This window comes from Agromyces sp. Y558 (assembly GCF_059445415.1).
Map to the genome: position 1 here is coordinate 336,727 of NZ_JCAIUH010000001.1, position 26,841 is coordinate 363,567.

Here is a 26,841-nt window from a genome sequence, read left to right on the forward strand (position 1 = left end):
CCGGCTATCTGACCTCGAAGTTCGCCATCATGGCCATGTCCTCGTGCTCGAGGTTGTGGCAGTGGAAGACGTACTTCCCGGGGTATCCGTCGAATCGGATGGCGATCTTGGCCTGTTCGCCCGGGTTGAGGTCGATCGTGTCCTTCCATCCGGAGTCGAATTGCCCCGGCCCTTCGGCGCCGCGCTCGAGCACCTGGAAGGGGTTCAGGTGCAGGTGCACGGGGTGGTGGAAATCGGCGAACAACTCCCACACCTCCACGGTGCCGAGCACTGCGGTCGCGGCGATGTCGTCGGGGCTGAACGGCTTGCCGCCGATGAGCCAGCCGTGCATGTCGCCGACCTCTCCTTCACGGAACTGGAACGAGCGCCTGACCACCGCGTCTTCAGCGCGCAACGGCTCGATCGTGGAGAGCCGGTCGGGCACGACGAATGCGTCATCGACGCGGTCACCGACGACGAACTGCATCACCTCGCCCATGCGGCCGCTGTCGAAGTCGTTGCGGAGAGTGACGACGGTGCCCGGTGCGTAGGCGCCGAAGTCGACGATCACGTCGAAGCGCTGAGCGGGCGCGAGGACGAGGTGGTCGTGCGCCTGCGGGGAATCCAGCAGGCCGCCGTCGGTACCGATCTCGATGAAGCCGCCGGGGGGCGGCGGGTCGAGTCGAAGCGAGAGGCGCCGGGCGTTCGAGGCGTTCAGTAGTCGCAGTCGGTGGTGTGCGCCGTCGACTTCCGCTACGGGCCAAGGCGTGCCGTTGACGAGCATGACGTCACCGAGCACCCCGGCGATGTAGTCACCGACGACGCCGGGTGTGTGCACGAGCGTCGGGTCGCTGCTCGGATACTTCAGCGAACCGTCGGCGGAGAAGCTCCGGTCGAGGATCATCAGCGGCAACTCGCGCTCCCCCGCGGGGAGCTCGAGGGCCTCCTCCTCGTCGTCACGGTGGAGATGGAACCCGGTGAGGCCCCGCCACACGCTCGGGCCGGTGAAGTCCATGCGGTGATCGTGATACCAGAGGGTCGCCGCTCGCTGGTCGAGTGGAAAGGTGTAGTCACGCTCGCCGTCGCTGGTATCGCCGACCATCGTCATCGCCGAGTCGTGCCCGGAGGAGATGTGATCACGACTGCCGAGCTGTCGGTCGTAGCCGCTGCGGTCGACCGGGTAGACGAAGTCGATCGGATAACCGTCGCTGGCCATCGGCGTGCGACCCCCGTGCAAGTGCACGACTGTCGGCAACGGCAGTTCGTTGACGTGCGTCACGACGGCCGTGCGCCCGCGACGGCTCTCGATCGTCGGCCCTGGGAACGAACCGCCGTAGGTCCACAGCTCGGTCTGCAGGCCCGGGATGATCTCCGCGGACGTGATCTGCTGCGTGACCCGGTAGTAGTCGGTGTCTGCATCGCTCCGCACCGGCGCGAGCACCGGCGGAATCGTCAGACGGCGCTGGAACGGCTTCGGGAGAGGCAGCTGACTGGTCAGCAGGTTCCCGGTCGAGGTCGGTGCGCCGCCGAGGCTCAGTGCGATGGGCACCCCCACCCCGACCGCGACGACCCCGCCGAAGACGCCGCCGATGAACAGCCGCCGGTTGATCGGTCGAGTCACCGCCTCCACCAGGCCCACACCGTCAACGCCGCCGTCAGCATGATCACGGTCACGCCGAGCGGGATGTGGAGCGCGAGCACTGAGCGGAACCCGGCGAACGCCTGCAGCGACATCAATCCGACCAGACCGACCGTCGCCGCAATCGGCCACCACGGTCCGCCCCCGGGCCAGCGCACCAGCACGGCCGCGATGACGCAGACCAGCGTCGCCACTCCCGTGACGATCGCCATGTCGCGATGCGTCGCGAGCGCCGGGTACACCCCCGCCATGAACTGACCAGCCAGCACAGCCTGATCGAACATCAGCACAGCCGTCACAGCCGTCGTGAAACGCAGGAACCACACAGGCCACCGGCGCCCACTGCGGGGCGCGTCATCGGGAGAAGACATGATCGGAAGCCTATCGAATTAGATCCATTTGGAACAATCGCAACTGGATCAATGTGCGAGAGAATGGAAACCATGAGCGATGACGGCGGGCGAGTGTCGATCGAGGTGGGTCTCCTGCTCCACCGGGTCTACACACTGGCCACCCAGCAGTTGAACACCGCGCTTCGACCGACGAGCCTGACGAATCGGCACGTCACGGTGATGTTCCTGATCCGCGACGGCGTGCAGACTCAGCGCGACCTCGTTGCGCGCCTGATCACCGACAAGACCGGCATGGTGCGCATGGTCGACGATCTCGAACGACTCGGATACGTCTCCCGGACGCAATCCACCCTCGACCGCAGGGTCACCATTCTCGGGTTGACAGACGATGGGGACCGAGCCCTTCGTGCGGCGCAGCAGCACACGCAGCGCGTGGCCGATGAGCTGTTCGGAGCCGTCGGCCCACACGACATGGAAACCTTGAAGTCGATCCTGGAACGCATCCTGCAGCCCACCCCGGGAATGGAGTCATGACTGGCGAACCGATCACCGTCTCGATCCGACGCGAGGTCGACCCCGAGCGCATCGCCGAGGCGACCGAGTGGGTGCAGACCGGCGTGAACCTCGCCGCCAAGTACCCGGGCTTCCTCGGCTCGGGCTGGGTGCGCGCCGGCGAGGGCTCGCAGGTGTGGCACATGCTCTACCGCTTCGCGAGCGAAGAGACCCTCGAAGCATGGGAACGCTCGACCGAGCGCACGTGGTGGCTCTCGATGGGCGAGGGCTTCGTGCGCTCGGAGCGCAGCAAGCGGCGCACTGGCATCGAGGGCTGGTTCGACGATCCGGCAACGGGTTCGGTTCCGGTGGCGGATGCCGCGGCATCCGATGCCCTCGATGAACTGCCGCCCGCACCGCCGCGATGGAAGCAGGCGGTGACCATCTGGCTCGGCTTCTTCCCGGTGAACCTCGCCTTCACCCTGCTCGTCACCTCGTTCGTGCCCGGTTGGGATGACCTCGCCGTGGTCTGGAAGGTGCTCATCACGACGCTCCTGCTCACACCGGTCATGACGTTCTGGGCGTTGCCCTTCGTCACGCGCATGCTGCGGCGCTGGCTCGCCCCGCACGCGCGCTGACCACCCCCCTGCGCCCTGAGCCCGTCGCTGCGCCCTGAGCCCGCCCCTGCGCCCTGAGCCCGCCCCTGCGCCCTGAGCCCGCCCCTGCGCCCTGAGCCCGCCCCTGCGCCCTGAGCCCGCCCCTGCGCCCTGAGCCCGCCCCTGCGCCCTGAGCCTGTCGAAGGGCCACCCTCTGCGCCCTGAGCCTGTCGAAGGGCCACCCGCTTCGACAGGCTCAGCGCGCACACGAGCACACGAGCACACGACACGTTCAGCGGATGCCGCTGATGCGCCGTGACAGCAGCGCCGCCGCCTCTCGCACTCCCGTGACCGCTTGCGCTTCGAGCTCCGGCCGCGCATCGTCGGGGAAGGTGACGGCGATCGCGGCGGCGGGCCATCCGAGATGGTCGACGACGGCGACGCCGACCGAGGCGAGGCCGCCGGTGACCTCGCCGTCTTCGGCGGCGAACCCCGCTTCGCGCACGCTCGCGAGCACGCGTTTCAGCCGGCCGTAGCTCCACGCCGCGGCATCCGGAGCACCCTCGCTCTCGCGTGACGCGAACGCCGCCGAATCGGGATACAGCGCGCGGAGCTGCGCGGGCGGCAGCTCGGCGAGCATGGCCCGGCCCGTGGCGGTGAGATGGGCGGGCAGGCGCACGCCGACGTCGGTGACGAGCGACGGGCGCCGCGGGGCACGTTCTTCGACGAGGTAGAGCACGTCGCGTCCGTGCAGCACGGCGAGGTGCCCGCTCTCTCCGAGACGGTCGACGAGGGCCGCGACGAGCGGACGGCCGAGCCGGGCAAGCGGCTGCTGCCGAGAGAACCCGCTCGAGAGTTCGAACGCGGCGATGCCGAGACCGTACCGGCGCTCCTCTGGCAGGTGCACGACGAAGCCGCGCTCCTGCATGACGGCGAGCAAGTGGTACACCGTCGATCGGGGAAGCTCCAGCGCGTGCGCGATCGTCGCGGCGGGCACCGGCCCGCGCTGGGTCGCGAGATGCGCGAGGATCGCGAGCGTCTGGTCGGCCGCCGGCACCTTGGACACCCCGCCGGTCTTCGATGACGGGCCATCGGATGCATCCAGAGTGCTCGAAACGTCGCTTCGCGACGAGGATTCCGACATCAGCTGCACTTTCGATGGGTGAGTGCGGGGGTGGACCCGGACGGGCCAACGGACACGAGGGGATGCGCCCAGCGTACGCCGGTCTGGGATACCGGACGGCGACGTGGCGTGTGGCGTTCCCGCGCGTGCGACGGCGGTGTGGAATCGGATGCATGAGCAGCATCGACCCCGCAACCGGCCGCACCAACGCCGACACAGGCGTCGCCGACGTCACAGGCGTCGCCGCCGTCTCCGTTACCGTCGGCACCGGCCCGCTCGGCATCGACGAGGTGGCGGCCGTCGCCCGCCACGGGGCATCCGTCGTGCTCGAGCCCACCGCGCTCGACGGCGTCGCCGCGAGTCGCTCGATCATCGAGGGCCTCGCCGCCGACCCCGAGCCGCACTACGGCATCTCGACCGGATTCGGCGCCCTCGCCACGACCTTCATCGCCGAGGACCGCCGTGCTCAACTGCAGGCGAGCCTCGTGCGCTCGCACGCCGCCGGCTCGGGCGCCGAGGTCGAGACCGAGGTCGTTCGCGCGCTCATGCTGCTGCGCCTCTCGACGCTCATGACCGGCCGCACGGGCGTGCGCCGCGAGACCGCCGAAACGTACGCGGCGATCCTGAACGCGGGCATCACCCCGGTCGTGCGCGAATACGGCTCGCTCGGCTGTTCCGGCGACCTCGCGCCGCTCGCGCACTGCGCGCTCGTCGCGATGGGCGAGGGAGAAGTGCGCGCCAGCGCGCTTCTCCCTCGAAAGGCGGCAGCCGGAGCGAGCGAGGCGCGCAGCGCCGAGCCGCGTGCCTCGGAAGACTCGGAAACGCAGGCCCCGCCCCCAACCACCAACCCGACCACCACCATGCCCGCGGCAGAGGCCCTCGCCGCCGCCGGCATCACGCCCCTTCGCCTCGGCGAGAAAGAGGGCCTCGCCCTCATCAACGGCACCGACGGAATGCTCGGCATGCTCGCCCTCGCGATCGACGACCTGCGGATGCTCCTGACCACCGCCGACATCGCCGCGGCGATGAGCGTCGAAGGACTCATGGGCACCGACGCCGTGTTCGCCGAAGACCTGCACCGGCTGCGGCCGCACGCCGGCCAGGCGGCATCCGCTGCGAACCTGCGACGCCTGCTCGCCGGATCGCCGATCGTCGCGAGCCACAAAGGCCCCGAGTGCACCCGGGTGCAAGACGCGTACTCGCTGCGCTGCGCCCCACAGGTGCACGGCGCCGCCCGTGACACGCTCGCGCACGCGGCATCCGTCGCCCACGCCGAACTCGCGAGCGCGATCGACAACCCGGTGCTCACGCTCGACGGGCGTGTCGAGTCGAACGGCAACTTCCATGGGGCGCCCGTCGGGTACGTGCTCGACTTCCTCGCGATCGCGGTGGCGGATGTCGCGTCGATGAGCGAGCGGCGCACCGACCGGTTCCTCGACCGTGCGCGCAACCAAGGCCTGCCTCCGTTCCTCGCCCACGAGGTGGGCGTCGACTCGGGGCTCATGATCGCGCAGTACACGGCCGCGGGCATCGTGAGCGAGCTGAAGCGACTCGCGGTGCCGGCATCGGTCGACTCGATCCCCTCCTCGGCGATGCAAGAGGACCATGTCTCGATGGGCTGGGCCGCGGGCCGCAAGCTGTGCCGCGCGATCGACGGGCTCGCGCGCGTGCTCGCGATCGAGGTCATGACGGCGGCGCGAGGTCTCGCGCTGCGGGCGCCGCTCGAGCCGGGCGCCGCGACCGGCGCGGTCGTGTCGCTCGTGGCGGAGGTCGGCGCTGTGCCAGGGCCCGACCGGTACCTCTCCCCCGAGATCGAGGCGATCTCGAAGATGGTGGCGAGCGGAGAAATGCTGGTGGCGGTGGAATCCGTCGCCGGCGAGCTCGTCTGAACCCCCAAGAGGCGGTTGTGCCGCCCTCAGGGCGGTGAAAGACTGAGGGGAGTCCGGCTCCGGAGCCGGATCGAACGGAACCCTATGTCGAGATTCGTCGCTGGCCCGAAGCACCCAGTCCGAGCGCCAGGCGCTCGGAATCAGAGGGTTGTGCTCGCGGTGGCCACGGTCGCCGTTCTGGTCAGTTCACTGTCGGTGAGCCCCGCTTTCGCGGAGGAGCCAGCGCCGGCACCGACGTCGACTGCCCCCGCGCCTGCTGACGGCGCTGGGTCGCCGGCCGCGCCGACGACACCACCCCCCACGACCGCGCCGTCGACACCACCCCCCACGACTGAGCCTCCGGAGCCGACCGAGACGCCGAAGCCGACCGAGACGCCGAAGCCGGAGCCGGAGCCGACCGAGCCTCCGGAGCCGACCGAGACGCCAGAGCCGACCGAGCCTCCGGAGCCGACTGAGACGCCGACTCCGACCCCCACGCCGACCCCAACCCCAGCTCCGACGACGCCACCGGCACCGACCGCACCCGTCGCCGCTCCTCGCGGCCCGGTGCTCATCGGCAACGGCCCGTACGCGCGCATCTCGACCGGCGTCGATCCCCAGCTCGGTGCACTGCTCTCCGCCCGCACGGCGATCACCGGGGCCACGACCGATCTGCGTACCGCCGAGGCTGAGCTCGAGACAGCACGATCGACGCGCGAGGTGGCTCGGTCACTCGCCGAGCAACTGCAGGAGAGCGCCGACGAGGCGAATGCCGGGGCCGTCGCCGCCGCGAGCACCTACGTTGCAGCAGCACGGGGCGGAGACGCCTCCCTGACCTCGATGGCCGCGGCGTTCGGATCGGGTAAAGACCTGCTCGCCGGCCTCGGCGGAGTCGCACGCGTCGACCAGATCGCCGGCGACGTCGAGAAGCTGCAGAACATCGCCGAGAGGCGCGCCGATGAGGCCGAGCTCGCAGAAGAGCGGGCCGCGACCGCTTGGAGCGACGTCGACGCCGTACCGGTCGAGTCGGCCCAGGCCTCGGTCGCCGCGGCCGAGGGTGCCGTGGCATCCGCTCGCGACGAGATGTCAGGGTTGCAGTCGCGTGTGGCCGCCTCGAGTGTCGCTCTCCTCGACTCGCTTCCGCGCGATGCGGGTCAGTTGAGCGAACAGGGCTGGGCGTCACCGGTGACGGGCCGCCAGACCGACGGGTTCGGCCCGCGGCCCGACAAGCCGCTCGCAGGAGTGAACGAATTCCATCGAGGCACGGATGTCGCGGCCGGCTGCGGCTCGCCCGTCTTCGCCGCGACGGGCGGTGTGGTCGTCGAAGCCCGCACGAACGGCAGCTACGGCAACTGGATCCTCGTCGAGCACGGCGCTGGGGTCTCGACCGGCTACGCGCACCTGGTCGACGGTGGCATCCTCGTCGAGCCCGGCGAGACGGTGACAGCCGGCCAGCTGATCGGCGCCGTCGGCTCGACCGGCGCCTCGACCGGCTGCCACCTGCACTTCGAGGTGCGCATCGATGGAGTCGCCATCGACTCGGTGCCGTTCATGACGGCCCGCGGCATCGCGCTCGACTGAGCTCGTTCGTCTGGAATCCCAGACGAATCGCTCGCGACATCCGTTGTCGCCGCCCAACGCGTGAGCGAGCATCGAAGCATGACCGATGCACCCATCGAAGCCCCGATCCCCCTGTCTGCGGCAGCAACAGCGGGTGGGCGCTCAGTGCGCACAGTGCGCGCCGCCCGCGGCACCACCCTCACCGCGAAGAGCTGGCAGACCGAGGCGCCGCTGCGCATGCTCATGAACAACCTCGATCCCGAGGTCGCCGAGCGCCCGGAAGACCTCATCGTCTACGGCGGCACGGGCAAGGCGGCGCGCAACTGGGAGTCGTTCGACGCGATCGTGCGCACGCTCGAGGGCCTCGAGGCCGACGAGACGCTGCTCGTGCAGTCGGGCAAGCCGGTGGGCGTGTTCCGCACGCACGAGTGGGCCCCGCGCGTGCTCATCGCGAACTCCAACCTCGTGGGCGACTGGGCCACGTGGCCCGAGTTCCGGCGGCTCGAGCAGCTCGGGCTCACGATGTACGGCCAGATGACCGCGGGCTCGTGGATCTACATCGGCACGCAGGGCATCCTGCAGGGCACGTACGAGACGTTCGGCGCGATCGCCCGCAAGCTCGCGGCGACGCGCAGAACGCTCCCTGAGCTCGTCGAAGACAACGCCCCGCGGGGCGTTTCGACCCTTCGACAGGCTCCGGACGCCGCTGGCTCAGCGGGCGGAGCATCACTGGCGGGCACGCTCACGCTGACCGGCGGTTGCGGCGGCATGGGCGGCGCGCAGCCGCTCGCGGTCACCATGAACGAGGGCGTCGTGCTCATCGTCGACGTCGACGAGACGCGGCTCGCGCGCCGCGTCGAGCACGGTTACCTCGACGAGCTCGCCGGCGACCTCGATGACGCCGTCGAACGAGTGCTCGCGGCGAAGGCCGAACGTCGCCCGCTCTCGGTCGGCGTCGTCGGCAACGCGGCATCCGTCTTCCCTGAACTCCTCGCCCGCGGCGTAACGATCGACATCGTCACCGACCAGACGAGCGCCCACGACCCGCTGTCGTACCTGCCAGAGGGCGTGAGCGTTGCGGAGTGGCACGAGCTCGCGGCATCCGACCCCGAAGCCTTCACCGACCGCGCCCGCGCCTCGATGGCCAAGCAGGTCGAGGCGATGGTCGGCTTCCTCGATGCCGGCGCGGAGGTCTTCGACTACGGCAACTCGATCCGGCGCGAGGCTGAGCTCGGCGGGCTCGCGCACGAGCGCGCGTTCGCGTTCCCGGGCTTCGTACCCGCCTACATCCGTCCCCTCTTCGCCGAGGGCAAGGGTCCGTTCCGCTGGGCGGCGCTCTCGGGTGACCCGGCCGACATCGCGGCGACCGACCGCGCGATTCTCGAGCTGTTCCCCGACGACGAGCACTTGCGACGCTGGATCACGAAGGCCGGCGAGAAGGTGCGCTTCGAGGGCCTGCCCGCCCGCATCTGCTGGCTCGGCTACCAGGAACGCCACCTCGCGGGTCTGAAGTTCAACGAGATGGTCGCTTCGGGCGAGCTGAGCGCACCCGTCGTGATCGGTCGCGACCACCTCGACTCGGGCTCGGTGGCGAGCCCATACCGCGAGACCGAGGCGATGGCCGACGGCTCGGATGCGATCGCCGACTGGCCGCTGCTCAACGCGCTGCTCAACACGGCATCGGGCGCGACCTGGGTTTCGATCCACCACGGCGGCGGCGTCGGCATCGGCCGCTCGATCCACGCCGGGCAGGTGATCGTCGCCGACGGCACGCCGCTCGCCGCCGAGAAGATCGCGCGCGTGCTCGTGAACGACCCGGGTACCGGCGTCATGCGGCACGTCGACGCCGGCTACGACCGCGCCGTCGAGGTCGCCCGCGAGCGCGGCCTGCGCGTGCCGATGATGGAAGGCTGACGGATGTCACGGCACGGGCGAGCCGCGATCTGTCGACTTGCCCGACTGTGTACAAAGTCGGGCAACTCGATGATGGAATGGGTCACGTGAGCGACGGCGGCGCAGTGCAGCGGATGCTCCTGACGAACATCGGGGAGCTCATCACGAACGACCCGGCTGATGGTCGCGAGGGAGGCCTGCTCGGCGTCCTCCGCGACGCGGCCGTACTCGTCGAAGACGGCTGCGTGACCTGGGTCGGGCCGGCCGCGCATGCCGCCGAGGGCGTCTCCGCGCGCGCGGAACGCGACAACCGACGCGAAGGCGACGAACACCGAACGCTGTGGGACGCCGACGTCGAGGTGGTCGACGCCGGCGGCCGGTCCGTCATCCCCGGCTTCGTCGACAGCCATACCCACCTCGTCTTCGGTGGCGACCGCGCCGAGGAGTTCGCTGCGCGCATGGCCGGACGCAGGTACGAGGCCGGCGGCATCCGCTCGACCGTCGCAGCAACGCGCGCGGCGACCGACGACGAATTGCGGGCGCGCCTTGCGGGCTTCGTCGACGAACTGCACGGCCAGGGCACGACCACCTTCGAGATCAAGTCGGGCTACGGTCTCTCGGTCGAGGCCGAGGAGCGTCTCGTGCGTCTCGCCCGCGAGGTCACCGAGGAAGTCACCTTCCTCGGTGCGCACGTGGTGCCCGCCGAGTACGCCGATCCGTCGCAAGCGCCCGGCACCGGCGCAGATGCCTACGTCGACCTCGTCATCGGTGAGATGCTCGCCGCGTGTGCGCGGCACTCGCGCTGGGTCGACGCCTTCTGCGAGCGCGGCGCCTTCACGGCCGAGCAGTCCCGGCGGGTGCTCGAAGCAGGTGCCGCTGCCGGACTCGGCGTGCGCGTGCACGGCAACCAGCTCGGGCCGGGCGAGGGCGTGCGCCTCGCGGTCGAACTCGGCGCCGCCTCCGTCGACCACTGCACCTACCTGAGCGATGCGGATGTCTCGGCGCTCGCGGCAGGGGGCACCGTCGCCACCCTGCTGCCGGGCGTGGAGTTCTCGACGCGCCAGCCCTACCCCGATGCGCGACGCCTGATCGACGCCGGGGTCACCGTCGCCCTCGCGAGCGACTGCAACCCGGGTTCGAGCTTCACGAGCTCGATGCCGTTCTGCATCGCCGTCGCCGTGCGCGACATGGGCATGACGCCGGCCGAGGCACTGTGGGCGGCCACTGCGGGCGGTGCGGCCGCGCTCAGGCGAACGGATGTCGGCACGATCACGCCCGGCGCACGCGCCGACCTCGTGCTGCTCCATGCGCCGAGCCACGTGCACCTCGCCTACCGCCCCGGGGTGCCGCTCGTCGCGCGTGTGTGGAAGGGCGGCGAGGTCGTCGCTGGCGCGTGATGCCGGGGCATCCGCTCGACCATCGGCCGGCTCAGCCGCGCCGCACCTCGATCGCGCTCACCCCGCTGAACCCGATCCACGCGCGATCTTCCGTCTCGACCAGGGTCGCGAGCACGTGATCGCACGTGGCGCAGCGCACGACCGTGCCCGCGCCGCTCCGGTAGACCATCGCCCGGGCGAGCTCGCCGATCGCACCGCACCCGTTGCAACGGGCCGTGGCCATCGTCACGTCGAAGGTGAAGAGTTCGGCGAGCGGACCGGCCAGAGAATTGCCGTCGACGTGCTGCATCACGTGCCTCCGTATCGCTCGGTGCGGATCGATCGGGGGTCGTGCCCGAGTTCGACGAGCCAGTCGGCGACGAGTTCGACGAAGCCGGTCGAGCCGCAGACGTAGACGCGCGGCCGCTCGGCCGCGGGGAGCACGGCTGCCTCGAGCACCTCACGTGTGATGCGCCCCGGCTGCGTCGGCCAGCCTTCGGGTGCGCGGCGCGTGTAGACAAGATCGAGTCGAAGCGGTGCGGATGCCGCGGCGAGCGCCTGCAGCTCGTCGGTGAAGTACACGTCGTCGGGCGTGCGCACCGAGTAGAGCAACCTGAATGGCGTCGGATCATCGGTGCGGGCGTGCGCTGTCGCCATCGCGAAGAGGGGAACGACGCCGGATCCACCGGCGATGAGCTGCACCGGGCGAGAGTCGCCGGACTCCGCAGCAGGCGCCCACACGAAGAACGCACCGAGGGGCCCGTGCACCTCGAGCATGTCGCCTGCGCGCACGTCGTCGACGAGGTAGGGCGACACCTCGCCGTCGGGCAGCTTGTCGACGGCGAGGGTGATCCGCTTCGACGACCCAGACGAGGCGATCGAGTACGAACGGGTCGCGGTGTAGCCGTCGGGGGCGGTGAGCCGCACATCGAGGTGCTGGCCTGCGGCGTTGCCGGGCCATCCGTCGACATCGAGTTCGAGTCGCGAGGCATTCGGCGTCTCCCGGTGCGCCGTCGTGACCGTCGCGACGTGCCATCCCGACCGCGGCACCGCACGCAGCGCCTCGCTGAGCCCGTTGGCCTGCGTGGTCGATGACGCCGTCGGGGCCTCGCTCACCAGTAGCGTTCTTCCTTCCACGGGTCGCCGTGGATGTGGTAACCGTTCTGTTCCCAGAAGCCGGGCTCGTCTTGATCCATCATCACGAGGCCGCGCACCCACTTCGCGCTCTTCCAGAAATAGAGGTGCGGCACGAGGAGCCGTGCAGGCCCGCCATGCTCGGGGTCGAGCGGTTCGCCGTCGAACTCGAACGCGACCCACGCCTTGCCGTCGAGCAACTCGTCGAGCGGCACGTTCGTCGTGTAGCCGCCGTAGCTGTGCGCCATGACGAAACCCTGCTCGGTCTCGATGTGCTCGAAGAGCGTGTCGAGCGAGACCCCACGCCAGCTGGTGCCGAGCTTCGACCAGTGCGTCACGCAGTGGATGTCGGTGTCGACCTGGTCGATCTTCAGCGCCATGAACTCGTCCCAGTTCCAGCGGTGCACGCCGGCGTCGGTGCGGATCGTGAACTCCCACTCGGCGGTCTCGACCTCGGGTGTGGGGCCCGCCGACAGCACTGGAAAATCGTGCACGAGCGTCTGCCCTGGTGGGAGCCGGTCGTCGCGTTCACGGCTTCGCCCGCTGAACCCTCTGGTGATGAACGACATGGCGACCCCTCCCGTTGGGTTCGACCCTAGTGACGGTCGGCCCGCTTGTCACCGGGTTCTCGCCAGTTCCCGCTCGCCTGCCGCCTTCGCGGGAGGAGTACGCCGCGGCCATGGGCCACGTGACTCCTCACGGGCCGCCCGGTCACCGGCCGCCCGGCTCCGGCACGCTGTGCGGCGCATCGAACGTGACGCTGACGGGCGAGGCTGTGCTGCGACCGACGGATGCCGCGACGCGCAACTCCGGCCATGACGCGACGTCGAAGTGGAAGACGGCGACCGCCGCCGTCGGCATCGATTCGATGTCGGGCGAGAACCGGGAGGCGAGGTCGGTCATCTCGGGATTGTGGCCGACGAGCATCGCAGTCGTCACGCGCGCGTCGAATGAGCGGATGACTCGGAGCAGGGCCTCGACGGATGCTCCGTAGAGTCGTTCGTCCGTGATGATCCGCCGGGCATCGAGGCCGAGCGGGCCGGCGACGAGTTCGGCCGTCGATCGTGCCCGCACCGCGGTGCTCGCGAGGATCACGTCCGGGGTGATCCCGCGATCCACGAGGCGCCGGCCCATGCGCGGCGCATCATGCCGGCCCCGCTCGTTCAACGGGCGGTCGTGGTCGATCAGCCCCGGGGTGTCCCAGCTCGACTTCGCGTGGCGCATGAGCACGAGCGTCTTCACGGTGGTCCTTTCGACGACGGAATTCGACCGTACTCGACGAACGCGGCGAGTGCTCCGCTGAACACTCGAGTACTCGAGTGTTCAGCGGAGCGCGATGCCCGCCGCGACCTCCAGCACGCAGAGGGCCGCCAATCGAACCGTACGCCCATCGGGGGCATCGGCCGTGGCATCCACCTCGGCGAGGTCGACCGATTCGACTCGCGAATCGGCGCCGGCGGCCCGCGCGGCCTGCCGCAACTCGTACGCCGAGATTCCGCCCGGCACCGATGCCGGGCACCCCGGCGCCACGGCGCGATCGCAGACGTCAAGGTCGAGGTCGACGTGGATCGGCCCGCCCCCTGCGCCCGCGATCTCGAGCGCTTCGGCGAACACGTCGCTCATGGGGCGGCGGTGCAGTTCGTCGCGGTGCACGACCGTGATGCCGTAGTCGCGGGCGCGCTCAGCGTACTCGCGCGAGTTCACGAAGTCGGCGATGCCGATCTGCACGATGCGCCGCCCATCGAGCCCGGCTTCGACGAGACGCCGCACGGGCGAGCCGTTGCTCACGCCGTCGCGCAGGTCGTAGTGGGCGTCGAGCGTGATCAGGCCGGCCGAGCCGAGCCGCTCGCCCCAGACGCCGAGCGCCACGGGTGAGGTGAGCGAGTTGTCGCCGCCGAGCGCAACCACGACGCGGGCGCGCTCGGCGGCCGCGGCGACCGCGGCGCGCACACGCCGCTCGCCCGCGGGGCCGTCGGGCTCGGGGACATCGCCCGCGTCGACGAGGGTGAGTCCGTCGAGCGACGTTGCGTGGTCGCGTCGGCCACGATCGGCCATGATTGCAGGGCTGCACCGCCGAAGCGCCTCACGGATCGCCGCGGGCGTCTCGTGCGCACCGGTCGGCGAGAGCGAGGTGGCGAAGACCGGCACCCCGAGCAGCGCGAGATCGGCGCGCGCGTCCGCGGGCAACTCGCCGAGCGGCGGCCAGTCACCTGCCCGTGGCCAGAGTGGATCGTTCGGAAGCGCAGCGGTGCCCATGGCCTGACGTTAGCAACGACGGATGCCGCGAGCCGAGGCATCCAAACCGATGGCGTCTGCGATTCCAGACGGGGCTCACTCCACCGGGGCAGGGCCGCGAAGCGCCGCGAGCAGTTCACGCTCTCGCGCAGCGCTGAGACCGGCACCGCGGTCGCGATCGAGTCCTTCGCTGCGCTCCCACTCGAGCAGTTCGCCGAGCAACTGGTCGAGGGGGCGCAAGCGCAGCCCCGCGGCGACGGCAGCGGCGTTCGAACGGTCGAGGAACGCGTTCCACTCGGGGTCGACGATCCACAGCGGCAGCGATTCGGGACCCGACCATTCGTTGACGCCCTGCTCGACGAGCCACTCGGATGAGACGGCGACGACTTCGCCCCGGTGCCCGGCGAGGGCCCGCGACCGCTCGATCCAGTCGCCGAACGTCGTGTGCTCGCCCACCGCATTGAAGGCGCCGGTGAGCCGCTGCTCCACGGCGTCGATCGTGAATTGCACGAGGTCGTCGACGTGGATCGCCTGCACCGAGAAGTCGAGGATGTCTGGCACGAGCATCAGCTCGTCGCTGCGGGCCGCGCGCGCCGACCAGTACCCGCCGCGGCCCGAGGCGTCGCCGTGGCCGGTGATGAGTCCGGGCCGGATCACGAGCAGGCGGTCGTCCAGCGCGTCCCGATAGGCCTGCTCGATCGCCGATTTCGCCTCGCCGTAGGTCTCCGGCGTCGACTCGTCGTCGGCGAGCGGTGGCATGAGCGCGGCCGATTCGTCGGCGCCCGGCTCGTTGTGCGCCGCGTAGACGTTGCACGAGGAGATGAACGTCCAGTGCGCAGCGTGCGCGGCGAGATCCGCCGCGGCGCGGCGGGCGAAGCCAGGCTGGCGGGTCACGTCGATGACGGCATCCCATTCGCGGTCGGTGACGGCATCGTAGGCACCGGGTTGCGACCGGTCGGCGACGACGAACGCCGAGCCCTCTGCTGCGGCACCGGCTTCACCACGGGCGAGCGACGTCACCTCATGCCCGCGCCGAATCGCCTCCCGCGCGAGTTCGCGACCGAGCCACTGCGTTCCACCGAGCACGAGAAGGTCCATGCGCCCATTCGAGCACGTGACGGATGCCGCGCGCAGCCGTGTTCTCGCAACGCGAACTCCCGCGGCGACGAGGGCGCATCGCCTCAGACGGTGGGCGCGGGGGCATCCGCTCGGCGACGCTCGATCGCCCGGATACCGACCTTCCTGAGCTCCTCGACCCAGAGCACGGCCGACGCCATCACCGCGCAGACGAGCCAGTGCTCGCCGTCGAGCCCCCGCGTGCCGAACGCCACCTGCAGCGGCGGCAACGAGACGACCGCGACCTGCAGCACCACGGCCAGTACCACCGAGCCCCAGAGCCACCGGTTGGCGAAGAGACCGCGGAACGCGCTCGACGCGGCCGAACGCGCGTTGAACGCGGTGAACAACGCGGCGAAGACGAGCGTCGTGAAGCCCGCGGTGCGCGCGACCTCGAGCGAATCCGTGCCGCCGGGAATGAGCCCACCCGGCAGGAAGATGTCGATGGTGAGCAGCGTGATCACCGAGATGACGAGCCCGGTAGTCGCGATCCCGATCCACATACCCGTATCGATCGCTCGATCGTGGATGCCTCGCGGCGGCCTCGCCATGACGTCGTCGATCTCGGGATCGACGCCCATCGCGAGCGCGGGTCCCGAGTCGGTGACGAGGTTGATCCACAGGATCTGCGTCGCGAGCAGGGGCAGCACGAGCCCATCGTCGCCGGCGCCGGTGAGGCCGAGCACACCGCCGAACACGACGCCGAAGAAGACCGTCAGCACCTCGCCCATGTTGGAGTACAGCAGGTAGCGCAGGAACTTGCGGATGTTGTCGAAGATCACCCGCCCCTCGCGCACGGCGTGCACGATCGTGGCGAAGTCGTCGTCGGCGAGCACCATCTTCGCCGCCTCCTTCGTGACCTCGGTGCCCGTGATGCCCATGGCGATGCCGATGTCGGCCGACTTCAACGCCGGCGCGTCGTTCACGCCGTCGCCCGTCATCGCGACGATCTGGCCATCGGCCTGCAGCGCATCGACGATGCGCAGCTTGTGCTGCGGCGCGACACGCGCGAACACTGAGACGGTGCGAACGGCATCGCGCAGCTGCTGCTCGTCCATGCCGTCGAGGCGAGCACCCGGCAGGGCGATGCCGTCGTCGGGGATGATGCCGAGGTCACGCGCGATGCGCCCGGCCGTCGCGGGGTGGTCGCCCGTGATCATGATCACGCGGATGCCGGCGGCATGCGCCTCGGCGATCGCCGGGCGCACCTCGGGGCGCGGCGGGTCGATGATGCCCACGACACCGGCGTAGACGAGGTCGTGTTCAGCGGACTCGTCGATGGCTGCTGCATCCCTCGCCGCGTCGTCGCCGCCTTCGAACTCGGGTGCGGCGCGGTATGCGACCCCGAGGGTGCGGAAGGCCGCCTCGGAGAGCGCCTCCGTGTCGGCGAGGGCTTGCTCCCGCCGATTCGCATCGAGCGGCACCGTCTCGGAGCCCAGCTGTATGCGGGTGCAGTGCTCGAGCAGAACGTCGGGGGCGCCTTTACTGAGCACGACGACCTCGCCGTCGTCCCTGCGGTGCGCGGTCGACATCATCTTGCGTTCGGAGCTGAACGGAACCTCGCCCACGCGCCCGTATCGGGCCGCCTCCTCGGCGGTGCCCTCCACCTTCCGGGCAGCCACGAGGAAGGCCGCCTCGGTCGGGTCTCCCTCGATCTCCCATTTGCCGTCGCGCTCAGCGAGCTGCGCGTCGTTCGCGAGCGAACCCACACCGAGCACGAGCTGCACCTCGGCACGCAGCGAGCCCTCTCCGAGCTCGAGGCCCTTGGTCGTCGCCGCGCCGATGGGCGTGTACCCGACGCCACCGAGGTCGACGGCGCCCGACGCCGTGACGACCCGCTCGATGGTCATCTGGTTGGTGGTGAGCGTGCCGGTCTTGTCGGTGCAGATGACGGATGCCGACCCCAACGTCTCGACGCTCGAGAGGTTCTTCACGACCGCGTTCCGCTTCGCCATGCGCTGCACGCCGAGCGCGAGTACGACGGAGAGGATCGCCGGAAGGCCTTCGGGTACGGCGGCGACGGCGAGCGAGACGCCGAGCAGCAGCACCGTCACGAACTCGGCGGGGGTGCTGACGCCCTCGACGAGCACGATCGTGACCATCACGACGATCGCGATGACGACGACGATGCGGCCGAGCAGGCGCCCGAGGTGCGCGACCTCCACCTGCAGCGGAGTGGGCTCCTCGACGGTCTCGTCGAGCATCGTGGCGATCGAGCCCACCTCCGTCGACATGCCGGTCGCGGTGACGATCGCCCTGCCTGTGCCGCGGTTGACCGCCGTGCCCTTGTAGACCATGTCGAGGCGGTCGCCGAGCGGCACGGTGGCCTCGATCGTCTCCGAGTGCTTCTCGACGGCCTCGCTCTCGCCGGTGAGCGAGGCCTCGGCGACGCGCAACGTGTGCGCACGGAACAGCCGGCCGTCTGCGCCGACCTGGTCTCCCTCACCGAGCACCAATACGTCGCCCGGCACGAGTTCGGCGCTCGGCACCGTGCGCAGCTCGCCATCACGCAACACGGTCGAGTGCGCCGCGGTCATCACGGCGAGCGCCGCCACCGCCTGCTCGGCGCGCGACTCCTGCACGAAGCCGAGCACGGCGTTCAGCACGATGATGGCGACGATCACGATGGCATCGATCGGCAGCCCGTCGGCGCCCTCGACGATCCACGCGATGAGAGAGATCACCACGGCAGCGAGCAGGAGCACGATGAGTGGGTCGGTGAACTGGGCGAGGATGCGTCGCCAGAGCGGGGTGCGGCGCGTGCCTCGCAGCTCGTTGGGCCCGTGGACGGCAAGCCGCGCAGCGGCTTCGGCTCCCGAGAGTCCGTTGTCGAGGTCGACACCCAGCAGGCGTGCCACCTCTGCGGCATCCGTTCGCACCGGGTCGAACGCGTCGGTCGAGATCTCGCCGGGGCTCGTCATGCCCCCATCCTCCGGGCGTGTCACGACCACCGCAAGAGCGGGACGACGCGGCTCGATCGATGCGCCGGGTGAGGGAACAGAACGGCGAGGGGTGGTGTTCTGCTGAGGGAGCGATACCCTATGGGGGTATTGGAGCACGAGCAGACGACGGAGGAAGATGATGGGCGCGACCCGCGACGACATGCACGAGCACCACACCGATGGCGCGGGGCATCCGCAGACGAGGCAGGCTGCACACGAGATGAGCAGACACGACGCGCACGCCGGACACGATCCGCACGCCGGACACGATCCGCACGCCGGACACGATCCGCACGCCGGGCACGACGCGCACGCCGGACACGATCCGCACGCCGGGCACGACGCGCACGCCGGACACGATCCGCACGCCGGGCACGACGCGCACGCCGGACACGATCCGCACGCCGGGCACGACATGAGCGGCCACACAGGCCACGACATGAGCGGCCACGCGGGCCACGACGGCCACGCGGGTCACGGCGACCATGTCGGCCAGTTCCGCCGCCTGTTCTGGATCATGCTCGTCATCGCCGTGCCGACCATCGCATTCAGCCCGATGTTCGCGTCGATCCTCGGCTACCAGCTGCCCGACAACGCCGTGATCGCCTGGATCTCCCCCATCCTCGGCACGGTCATGTACTTCTGGGGCGGCAAGCCGTTCCTCACCGGCGCCTGGTCGGAGCTGAAGTCGCGCAAGCCCGGCATGATGCTGCTCATCGGCCTCGCGATCACGGTGGCCTACTTCGCGTCGCTCGGCGCGAGCCTCGGCCTGCTCAGCCACCACCTCGACTTCTGGTGGGAGCTCGCACTCCTCATCGTGATCATGCTGCTCGGCCACTGGATCGAGATGCGCTCGATCATGCAGGCGTCGAGCGCGCTCGACGCACTCGCGGCGCTGCTGCCCGACGAGGCCGAGCGGGTGGTTCCGCTCGCTGAGCCCGTCGAAGCGGGCGCCCCTCCGACCAGCTCAGCGACCGAGGTGGTCTCGCCGTCGGAGCTCGCGGTCGGCGACGTCGTGATCGTGCGCCCCGGCGGGCGCGTGCCCGCCGACGGCGAGGTGATCGACGGCACCGCCGCGATGGACGAGTCGATGATCACAGGCGAATCCATCACGGTCGCGCGCGGCCCCGGCGACCACGTCGTCGCCGGTACCGTCGCCACCGACACGGCGATCCGGGTGCGGGTCGGCGCCGTCGGCGACGACACCGCGCTCGCGGGCATCCAGCGACTGGTCGCGCAGGCGCAGGCCTCGACCTCGCGCGCCCAGCGCCTCGCCGACACGGCCGCCGGCTGGCTCTTCTGGTTCGCGCTCGGCGCCGCCGTCATCACGGCGATCGCCTGGACCCTGCTCGGCGACCCCGACGACGCCGTCGTGCGCACCATCACCGTGCTCGTGATCGCCTGCCCGCACGCCCTCGGCCTCGCCATCCCGCTCGTCGTCTCGATCGCGACCGAGCGGGCGGCGAAGGGCGGCGTGCTCGTCACCGACCGCCTCGCGCTCGAGACGATGCGCACGGTCGGCGCGGTGCTCTTCGACAAGACCGGCACCCTCACGAAGGGCGAGCCCGCGGTCACCGATGCCGTCGCGGCATCCGGGTTCAACCCCGACGAGGTCATGGCGCTCGCTGCAGCGGCAGAGCGGGACTCGGAGCATCCGCTCGCGAAGGCCATCGTGACGGATGCCGCGCGCCGCGGCCTCCTCGTCGCGTCGGCGTCGGGCTTCACCGCGTCCGCCGCGATCGGCGTGCACGCGACGGTCGACGGACGCATCGTGCAGGTCGGCGGCCCCGGGCTGCTCGCCCGCGAGGGGCAGCGGCCTCTCGCGGCATCCACCGGCTGGAGCGAGGCCGGGCAGACGGTGCTGCACGTGCTCGTCGATGGCGAGGTGGCCGGTGCCATCGCACTGGCCGACGAGATCCGGCCCGAGTCGAAGGAGGCCGTCGACGCGCTGCACGCCCTCGGCGTGCAGGTCGTGATGATCACGGGGGACGCCGAACCCGTCGCCCGCACCGTCGCCGCGCAACTCGGCATCGACCGGGTCTACGCGGGCGTGCGCCCCGAGGACAAGGCCGCGAAGGTGCAGGAGCTGCAGCACGAGGGACTCTCGGTCGCGATGGTCGGCGACGGCGTGAACGACGCGCCCGCGCTCGCGCAGGCGAGCGTGGGCATCGCGATCGGCGCCGGCACGGATGTCGCGATCGCCTCGGCCGGCGTCATCCTCGCGTCATCCGACCCGCGATCGGTGATCTCGGTCATCGAACTGTCGCGAGCGAGCTACCGAAAGATGTCGCAGAACCTCTGGTGGGCTGCCGGGTACAACCTGATCTCGGTGCCGCTCGCCGCGGGTGTGCTGGCCCCCATCGGGTTCATACTGCCGATGTCGATCGGTGCGATCCTGATGTCGCTCTCGACGATCATCGTCGCGGCCAACGCGCAACTGTTGCGCCGCCTCGACCTGCGGCCCGAGGCTTCGACGCGAGCGGTGCTCGACCGCGCGAGCTGAGGCATACCTGCGGGTTGAGCGTGTCGAAACCCCCGCCCGAGGCTCGACAGGGTCACCTCGCGGAGCTTCAAGCGCCTGTCCTCCGCGGCCATGCCGCCCACGCGCGCCGCGGCCCGAATGGCGGCTGCCCGCCGCCCACGCTCGACCAGCGCGCGGTGCGGAACGAGACCCAGCCGCCGGATGCCTCGGCGGAGCCGCCCGACACGACGGCGTCGACGTGCTCGCGTGCCGATGCGACCAGATACGCGACATGCTCGTCGCACGCGTCGCATCCGCACGCCGGCAGCGTCAGCCTCGTGAACTCGCCGAACCCGATGACGAGGCCGGGGAAGGAGGTGAGGCCGATCGTGATCGGCGCCGAGGCATCCGCTCGCGGGCGCAGTCGAACCGCGCGTACGATCTCGACGCCCTCGGCGAGCCACGCGTCGAGCGACGGCTCGCCGTCGCGCTCGACGTCGAACTCCGCCTCGAGGTCGGCGGCGAGCGCGAGGGCGAACGCATGCAGCGAGCGGTAGCGCTTGGCGTCGCCGACGCGGCTGTAGGCCTCCGTCGGCGGGCCGTCATCGCCCCACCGGTACGGCTCGGCCGGGAGCTCGTCGACGCCCGACGACGCGCCGCGCCGCGGTAGGGCGGGTGGCAAGCCGACGGCGCCGGTCATCCGCCCGCCCGCTCGACGAGGCCCGTCATGATCGCCGTGTCGGGGTCGATGCAGGCCTCCGAGAGCGCAGCGTCCCACTCGGCGTCCATCGCCATCGGGTGGTCGCCGACCATCGGGAACCAGCCCTGGTTCGGCCAGTTCGCGACGAACTCCTCGCGCGGCGGAGCGGGCGGCACGACGATGTCGTTCGCCTCGTAACAGGGCACGTAGTACTCGGTGAGATAGTCGTAGATCCAGCCGAGCTGCTCGGCGTTCGGCGGGCCCGAGGTGCGCCGCTCCGGATGCGCGACCCGGCAGGAGAACAGGGCGATCGCCTCCTCGACCGTCGTCGTCGACGTGCCGACCGAGACGACGGGGTCGTCGGGGTTCGGGCCGGTGCGACCCTCGTCGATCGGCAGGCTGGCTGCCTCGAAGCAGGCACGCGTCACGTCGACGCGGTTCTCGTCGGTCACGTAGGCCTCGAACGCGACCTCTGGTCGCACCGCATCGGGATACGTCGCCAGCACGGCCTGCCAGTTGCTGTCGGACTCGGCGATGCGCGCGGCCTCGATGTCGGCCTCGGTGAACGGATCGCTCTCGGGCCACGGTGCGAACTCGGGCATCGGGATGGACACGACCTGCGCCGCGGCATCCGTCGCCTCGATTGTCGCCTTCGCGTCGCCGGATGCCGCGCTGTCAGAGCACCCGGCGAGCGCCGCCAGCGCCATCAATGCCGCAGCCGCACCCATCGAACTCGTCATTCTGCGCACGCGCACCTCCGCGGCGAACATAACAGCGCCCTGCGAGGTTGCACCAGAGCCCGCCCCTGCGGGTGAGCTCGTCCAGACTCGACCCGAGCGGTTTCGACAGGCTCAACCCGCAGACGCCGATCAGATGAACTCGATCAGGCGCTCGATCACGATGATGCGTCGGGCGGCCTCGATGAGGGCGAGGTGCGAGAACGCCTGCGGGAAGTTGCCGAGGTGCTGGCCCGTCTCCGTGTCGAGCTCCTCGGCGAGCAGGCCGAGCGGGGAGACGATTCGGAGCAGCTTCTCCATGAGCGCGTGGGCGCGCTTGCCCTCGCCGATGATCGTGAGCGCCGAGACCAGCCAGAACGAGCAGATGAGGAAGGTGCCCTCGCGCCCCGACAGGCCGTCATCGGTCTCCTCAGTGCGGTAGCGAAGCGCGAACCCGCTCTCGGTGAGTTCGTCGGCGATCGCCAGCACCGTATTCCGCAACCGCTCGTCGTCGACGGGGAGGAAGCCGTAGATCGCCGCGAGCAGGGCGGATGCATCCAGAGCATCGGTGCCGTAGTGCTGGCGCAGCACGCCACGATCGCTCACGCCGTTGCCCAAGATGTCGGCGGCGATCTCGTCGGCGACGCCGCGCCACTGCTTCGAAAGCTCCGCGTCGCCGACGATGTCGCCGAGCTTCGAGGCCCGGTCGAGCGCGACCCAGCACATGATCTTCGACGACACGTAGTGCTGGGGTTCGCCGCGGGCCTCCCAGATACCCTGGTCGGGCTCGCGCCAGACCGCGGTTGCGCATTCGGCCTGCGACCGGATGAGCGGCCAGAGTGATCGCGGCACCCGCTGGCTGCGACGCGAGTGCATCAGGATTGCATCGAGCACCGCCCCGTACAGGTCGTTCTGCCGCTGGGCGAACGCCCCGTTGCCGATCCTGACGGGCCGCGAACCCAGGTATCCCGTGAGGTGATCGAGCGTCGACTCCGTGAGGTCTCGCCGGCCGTCGATGCCGTACATGATCTGCAGCGAACCGTCGCCGTTCGCCTCGAGCCCGGAGAGGAACTCCACGAACTCGTCGGCCTCCCAATCGAGGTCGAGATAGTGCAGCGCCTGCACGGTGAACGACGAGTCCCGAATCCAGTTGAAGCGGTAGTCCCAGTTGCGTTCCCCGCCCGGCGTCTCGGGCAGCGAGGTCGTGAGGGCGGCAACCGTCGCGCCCGTCGGCATGTACGTGAGTCCCTTGATCGTCAGGGCCGAGCGCTCGAGCGCTTCGCGCCACGGGTGGTCGGGGATTCTCGCGTCGCTCAGCCAGTCACGCCAGAACGCGACCGTGACGTCGAGTTCGGCGGTCGCCTCTTCGAACGTCGCCGGTCCGGCGAGGTCGTCAGCCCACGACAGCGAACAGAACGCCTGATCGCCCGCGCTTAGAGTGTGGCGCGCGCGAACGTGTCCGCCCTGGATGCCGAGGGACAGATCGGAGCGCAGCCGCAGCGAGACGCCGCCGCCGCTCGCGGTCGCACTGTGCTCGTCGGTCGCCGCCCACTCGGCGTCCACGCGCCCGTAGTCGAAGACCGGCTCGCAGACGAGCTCCATCTCGACGTGTCCGTCGAGGCACGTCACGGTGCGAACGAGGCAATGCGCCGCGTCGTCGTCGGCGGGTGCCCGGGTATGCGGGGTCGTCGTATCGGGCGCCGTCCGCGGAACGATCGTGAGCGCGTCGCGCACCTCGGCCCAGCCGGTCGGGGTCTTCCACGTGGTGACGAGCACGTTGGTGCCCGGGTCGTAGGCGCGCGCAGACGGTGCGTTGACGTCGAACGGCCCGAAGCGGAAATAGCCGGCCTGCCGGTCGAGGATCGTCGCGAAGACGCTGGGCGCGTCGAACCTCGGCGGGCAGAGCCATCCGACCGATCCGTCGGGTGCGACGAGTGCACCGGTGTGGCAGTCGGAGAGGAACGCGAACTGGGCGATCGGCGGGAACGGCGAGCGACGGACCGCGCCTGCCAATTGCGGTGCCCGACTCGCGTTCACGAGTTCGCCCCTGCGATTACCGGTTCCCACGTCGAGTCAGTCACCCACTCATGACAGCACAGCATCGGAGCCTGCGGCGAGAGGCGCGCAATCGGAACGCCCGCACGCTGCCGCGCCCTGTAGCGCGCGCGTCGCGCGTCGCCGCCGATCCGTCGGCCGACCGGCCGACCGGCCGGTCACCGACCGAGCAGGCCCTGCATGCGCTCGATCTCGGCGGTCTGGGTCTCGACGATCGCCTCGTAGCCGGCTTCGGCGACGGCCGCGCTGATCGCAGCCGCGGAGACCGGGGCCGCGCTGCGCACCGTCACGCTCGAGACGCCGCCCGCGACGAGCTCGATCTCGACCGCGTCGACGCCGTCGATCCCGACGAGCTCTTCGGTCACGTGGCGCACGCAATTGCCGCACGTCATGCCCGCGACGCCGAAGTTCGCCTCGACGAGCGAGGCACCGTCGGCGGGCGCGTGCGCCTCGGGGACATGCGCGTGCGCCTCGGCGGGAGCCGCGGCATCCGTGACCGTGTCGACTGCGCAGCACGCGCAGCTGTCGTCGGTGAGTTCGATCTCGGTTCTGCCTTCGGGCGCGAGGGTCATCTCGGGGTCCTTTCGTCGTTGCGACTCAATATACCCCCCTAGGGTATGCACGACGCAAACAGACCACGCATGGCAGCATGAGGAAAAGAAGTTCGCGAGCGATGTCGATTCGGCGTCCGCCCGTTCGACGCCAGAGTGAGGCGGGCACTTCGGCCCCCTCCCCACAAAGGAGAGAACCATGAAGTACATGCTGATCATGCGGTCCAACGACGCAGCCGTCGAGGCGTACGAGAACTTCGACTTCGCCGAAGTCATCGCGGCGATGGGCGCCTACAACGAGTCGCTGATCAAGGCCGGCGTGCTGCTCGCGGGCGAGGGCCTCTCCGACGCGAAGGAGGGCTTCGTCGTCGACTTCGACTCCACCCCGCCGGTCGTCACCGACGGCCCCTACGGCGAGACGAAGGAGCTCTTCAACGGCTTCTGGATCATCCAGGCCTCGAGCGCTGAAGAGGCTGCCGAATGGGCCAAGCGGTGCCCCCTCGGCCCGGGCTCGAAGCTCGAGGTGCGCCGGATCAATGAGCTCGAGGACTTCCCTCAAGACAACGAGTGGATCCAGAAGGAAGCCGGCTGGCGCGAAGAGGCCGAGGGCCGTCTCGGCACCGCAGCCGAATGAGCGAGACGGATGCCCCGGGCACGGTCGGCGAGGCGAATGAGCCCGCCGACCGCGCCCGGCGCGCCGTCGCCGCCGTCTGGCGCATCGAGTCGGCGCGCATCGTCGCGACCCTGACCCGCTTCGTCGGCGACGTCGGCCAGGCGGAGGATCTCGCGCAGGAGGCGCTCGTCGAGGCGCTGCGGCAGTGGCCGGCCGAGGGCGTGCCGAACAACCCGGGCGCGTGGCTCACCGCGGTGGCCAAGCGCCGCGCGATCGACGGCTGGCGTCGTCGCGAGCGGCTCGACGAGCGGTACGCCTCGATGGCCCACGACCTCGAGCGCGATCGCGCCGCGGCATCCGACACCTTCTGGGACCCCGACACGATCGACGACGACATCTTGCGGCTCATCTTCGTGTCGTGCCACCCAGTGCTCTCGCGCGAGGCGCAGATCGCCCTGACACTCCGCATCGTCGGCGGCCTCGGCTCGGATGAGATCGCCCGGGCCTTCCTCGTGCCGACGGCCACGATCCAGCAGCGCATCGTGCGCGCGAAGAAGACCCTCGCAGCGGCCAAGGTGCCGTTCGAGGTGCCCGAGCCGAACGAATACGCCGAGCGGCTCGGCTCGGTGCTCTCCGTGCTCTACCTCATCTTCAACGAGGGCTATCTGCCCGCAACGGGCGAGGCCTGGGTGCGACCGGATGTCTCGGCCGAGGCCATCCGCCTCGCCCGCATGGTCGCGGGGCTCATGCCCCGCGAGCCCGAGGCGCAGTCGCTCGTCGCCCTGATGGAGTTCACCGCCTCGCGCTTCGCGGCGCGCACGAAACGCGACGGCACGCCGATCCCCCTCGACGAACAGGACCGCTCGCGCTGGGACCGGTCGCAGATCGCGCGCGGCAGCGCAGCGCTCGCCCGCGCCGACCAGATCGGCCGCGGACGTGCCGCATACGGCCTGCAGGCGGCGATCGCCGAGTGCCATGCGGTCGCGGCATCCGTCGACGACACCGACTGGGCGCGCATCGTGGTGCTCTACGAAGCGCTCGGGCGCCTCGCCCCGTCGCCCGTCGTCGAGCTGAACCGTGCAGTCGCCGTCGCGATGTCGACGGGTCCGGCGTCAGCGCTGCTGATCGTCGACGAACTCGTGGCCGGGGGCAAGCTCGCCGGCTACGCCCCACTGCCTGCCGTGCGCGGAGAGCTGCTGCGTCGGCTCGGCCGCACCGGCGAGGCACGCGGCGAGCTCGCGACCGCAGCCCGACTCACCGGCAACGAACGCGAGCGCGCCTCGCTCCTCGCGAAGATCGCCGCGCTCGCGCCGCCTGCACCGCCTGCACCACCCGCACCGCCCTCCGAGTAGCGCGCCAATACACAACTGAAGTCACCGAAACGTCGCAGATGGCGACCTCAGCGGGCCGATGCCCGCCATCTGCGACGTTTGGACGCC

General features: G+C 70.4%; 25 protein-coding genes. 9 read left to right on the forward strand and 16 right to left on the reverse strand.

Annotated elements, in window-relative coordinates; translation table 11 throughout:
• Nucleotides 1-4: 4 nt before the first annotated feature.
• Nucleotides 5-1,600 carry a multicopper oxidase family protein gene (locus AC1C2T_RS01485; RefSeq protein WP_495383985.1) on the reverse strand — a complete coding sequence of 532 codons (1,596 nt, stop codon included), beginning with the start codon at nucleotides 1,598-1,600 and terminating at the stop codon, nucleotides 5-7.
• Nucleotides 1,597-1,989: a hypothetical protein gene (locus AC1C2T_RS01490; RefSeq protein ID WP_495383986.1), complete on the reverse strand. Its 393-nt coding sequence runs from the start codon at nucleotides 1,987-1,989 to the stop codon at nucleotides 1,597-1,599. Before AC1C2T_RS01490 ends, AC1C2T_RS01485 begins: the two co-directional genes overlap by 4 nt.
• 72 nt (nucleotides 1,990-2,061) lie before the next feature.
• On the opposite strand from AC1C2T_RS01490, the gene AC1C2T_RS01495 reads away from it, so the two are divergent.
• A complete protein-coding gene (locus AC1C2T_RS01495) occupies nucleotides 2,062-2,505 on the forward strand; it encodes a MarR family winged helix-turn-helix transcriptional regulator (RefSeq protein ID WP_495383987.1) in 444 nt (147 codons plus the stop codon).
• Nucleotides 2,502-3,101 carry an antibiotic biosynthesis monooxygenase gene (locus AC1C2T_RS01500; RefSeq protein ID WP_495383988.1) on the forward strand — a complete coding sequence of 200 codons (600 nt, stop codon included), beginning with the start codon at nucleotides 2,502-2,504 and terminating at the stop codon, nucleotides 3,099-3,101. Before AC1C2T_RS01495 ends, AC1C2T_RS01500 begins: the two co-directional genes overlap by 4 nt.
• Nucleotides 3,102-3,351: 250 nt before the next feature.
• On the opposite strand, the gene AC1C2T_RS01505 is transcribed toward AC1C2T_RS01500, so the two are convergent.
• On the reverse strand, nucleotides 3,352-4,203 hold the full coding sequence (locus AC1C2T_RS01505) for an IclR family transcriptional regulator (RefSeq protein WP_495383989.1): 852 nt from the start codon (nucleotides 4,201-4,203) through the stop codon (nucleotides 3,352-3,354).
• A gap of 152 nt (nucleotides 4,204-4,355) precedes the next feature.
• Between AC1C2T_RS01505 and hutH the strand changes: the two genes are divergently transcribed.
• On the forward strand, nucleotides 4,356-6,071 hold the full coding sequence (hutH, locus tag AC1C2T_RS01510; RefSeq protein ID WP_495383990.1) for a histidine ammonia-lyase: 1,716 nt from the start codon (nucleotides 4,356-4,358) through the stop codon (nucleotides 6,069-6,071).
• A gap of 140 nt (nucleotides 6,072-6,211) precedes the next feature.
• Here hutH and AC1C2T_RS01515 read toward each other — a convergent pair whose 3' ends face one another.
• Nucleotides 6,212-6,625: a hypothetical protein gene (locus AC1C2T_RS01515; RefSeq protein ID WP_495383991.1), complete on the reverse strand. Its 414-nt coding sequence runs from the start codon at nucleotides 6,623-6,625 to the stop codon at nucleotides 6,212-6,214.
• Here AC1C2T_RS01515 and AC1C2T_RS01520 point away from each other — a divergent pair.
• From AC1C2T_RS01520 to hutI, 3 genes are all read left to right on the forward strand, one after another.
• Nucleotides 6,618-7,631, forward strand: a complete 1,014-nt coding sequence (locus tag AC1C2T_RS01520) for a M23 family metallopeptidase (protein WP_495383992.1) — start codon at nucleotides 6,618-6,620, stop codon at nucleotides 7,629-7,631. The genes AC1C2T_RS01515 and AC1C2T_RS01520 overlap by 8 nt on opposite strands.
• A 78-nt stretch (nucleotides 7,632-7,709) precedes the next feature.
• Nucleotides 7,710-9,524 carry a urocanate hydratase gene (hutU, locus tag AC1C2T_RS01525; RefSeq protein ID WP_495383993.1) on the forward strand — a complete coding sequence of 605 codons (1,815 nt, stop codon included), beginning with the start codon at nucleotides 7,710-7,712 and terminating at the stop codon, nucleotides 9,522-9,524.
• 77 nt (nucleotides 9,525-9,601) lie between these two features.
• Complete coding sequence (hutI, locus tag AC1C2T_RS01530; RefSeq protein ID WP_495383994.1) at nucleotides 9,602-10,900, forward strand: imidazolonepropionase; 1,299 nt, start codon at nucleotides 9,602-9,604, stop codon at nucleotides 10,898-10,900.
• 31 nt (nucleotides 10,901-10,931) lie between these two features.
• Here the strand turns inward: hutI and AC1C2T_RS01535 are convergent, their stop codons facing one another.
• The 8 genes from AC1C2T_RS01535 to AC1C2T_RS01570 form a co-directional block, all read right to left on the reverse strand.
• A complete protein-coding gene (locus AC1C2T_RS01535; RefSeq protein ID WP_495363125.1) occupies nucleotides 10,932-11,189 on the reverse strand; it encodes a DUF6510 family protein in 258 nt (85 codons plus the stop codon).
• Entirely contained in the window at nucleotides 11,189-11,995 is an 807-nt protein-coding gene (locus AC1C2T_RS01540; RefSeq protein ID WP_495383995.1) for an FAD-binding oxidoreductase, read from the reverse strand. The genes AC1C2T_RS01535 and AC1C2T_RS01540 overlap by 1 nt, the downstream gene beginning before the upstream one ends.
• Nucleotides 11,992-12,582, reverse strand: a complete 591-nt coding sequence (locus AC1C2T_RS01545) for a sulfite oxidase-like oxidoreductase (RefSeq protein WP_495383996.1) — start codon at nucleotides 12,580-12,582, stop codon at nucleotides 11,992-11,994. Before AC1C2T_RS01545 ends, AC1C2T_RS01540 begins: the two co-directional genes overlap by 4 nt.
• Nucleotides 12,583-12,724: 142 nt before the next feature.
• Complete coding sequence (locus AC1C2T_RS01550; protein ID WP_495363122.1) at nucleotides 12,725-13,255, reverse strand: SixA phosphatase family protein; 531 nt, start codon at nucleotides 13,253-13,255, stop codon at nucleotides 12,725-12,727.
• Between the two features lie 81 nt (nucleotides 13,256-13,336).
• Nucleotides 13,337-14,269 (reverse strand): arginase family protein, encoded by a 933-nt coding sequence (locus tag AC1C2T_RS01555; protein WP_495383997.1) that lies wholly within the window; start codon nucleotides 14,267-14,269, stop codon nucleotides 13,337-13,339.
• A gap of 75 nt (nucleotides 14,270-14,344) precedes the next feature.
• Nucleotides 14,345-15,346 (reverse strand): NAD-dependent epimerase/dehydratase family protein, encoded by a 1,002-nt coding sequence (locus tag AC1C2T_RS01560; protein WP_495383998.1) that lies wholly within the window; start codon nucleotides 15,344-15,346, stop codon nucleotides 14,345-14,347.
• Nucleotides 15,347-15,429: 83 nt separating this feature from the next.
• A complete protein-coding gene (locus tag AC1C2T_RS01565) occupies nucleotides 15,430-18,285 on the reverse strand; it encodes a cation-translocating P-type ATPase (protein WP_495383999.1) in 2,856 nt (951 codons plus the stop codon).
• A 118-nt stretch (nucleotides 18,286-18,403) separates the two neighbouring features.
• Complete coding sequence (locus AC1C2T_RS01570; protein WP_495384000.1) at nucleotides 18,404-18,766, reverse strand: hypothetical protein; 363 nt, start codon at nucleotides 18,764-18,766, stop codon at nucleotides 18,404-18,406.
• Here AC1C2T_RS01570 and AC1C2T_RS01575 point away from each other — a divergent pair.
• Nucleotides 18,746-20,809, forward strand: coding sequence for a heavy metal translocating P-type ATPase (locus AC1C2T_RS01575; protein WP_495384001.1), 2,064 nt, complete (start codon nucleotides 18,746-18,748; stop codon nucleotides 20,807-20,809). The two genes, AC1C2T_RS01570 and AC1C2T_RS01575, sit on opposite strands and share 21 nt — an antisense overlap.
• A gap of 67 nt (nucleotides 20,810-20,876) precedes the next feature.
• On the opposite strand, the gene AC1C2T_RS01580 is transcribed toward AC1C2T_RS01575, so the two are convergent.
• The 4 genes from AC1C2T_RS01580 to AC1C2T_RS01595 form a co-directional block, all read right to left on the reverse strand.
• Nucleotides 20,877-21,467: a DUF6226 family protein gene (locus AC1C2T_RS01580; protein WP_495384002.1), complete on the reverse strand. Its 591-nt coding sequence runs from the start codon at nucleotides 21,465-21,467 to the stop codon at nucleotides 20,877-20,879.
• The gene (locus AC1C2T_RS01585; RefSeq protein WP_495384003.1) at nucleotides 21,464-22,207 is read right to left on the reverse strand and encodes a hypothetical protein; all 744 of its coding nucleotides are present in this window, start codon (nucleotides 22,205-22,207) and stop codon (nucleotides 21,464-21,466) included. Before AC1C2T_RS01585 ends, AC1C2T_RS01580 begins: the two co-directional genes overlap by 4 nt.
• 129 nt (nucleotides 22,208-22,336) lie before the next feature.
• Nucleotides 22,337-24,220 carry a glycoside hydrolase family 15 protein gene (locus AC1C2T_RS01590; protein ID WP_495384004.1) on the reverse strand — a complete coding sequence of 628 codons (1,884 nt, stop codon included), beginning with the start codon at nucleotides 24,218-24,220 and terminating at the stop codon, nucleotides 22,337-22,339.
• 176 nt (nucleotides 24,221-24,396) lie between these two features.
• Nucleotides 24,397-24,810, reverse strand: a complete 414-nt coding sequence (locus tag AC1C2T_RS01595; protein ID WP_495384005.1) for a heavy-metal-associated domain-containing protein — start codon at nucleotides 24,808-24,810, stop codon at nucleotides 24,397-24,399.
• A 178-nt stretch (nucleotides 24,811-24,988) separates the two neighbouring features.
• On the opposite strand from AC1C2T_RS01595, the gene AC1C2T_RS01600 reads away from it, so the two are divergent.
• Nucleotides 24,989-25,423, forward strand: coding sequence for a YciI family protein (locus tag AC1C2T_RS01600; RefSeq protein WP_495384006.1), 435 nt, complete (start codon nucleotides 24,989-24,991; stop codon nucleotides 25,421-25,423).
• Entirely contained in the window at nucleotides 25,420-26,754 is a 1,335-nt protein-coding gene (locus tag AC1C2T_RS01605; RefSeq protein ID WP_495384007.1) for an RNA polymerase sigma factor, read from the forward strand. The genes AC1C2T_RS01600 and AC1C2T_RS01605 overlap by 4 nt, the downstream gene beginning before the upstream one ends.
• Nucleotides 26,755-26,841: the final 87 nt, after the last annotated feature.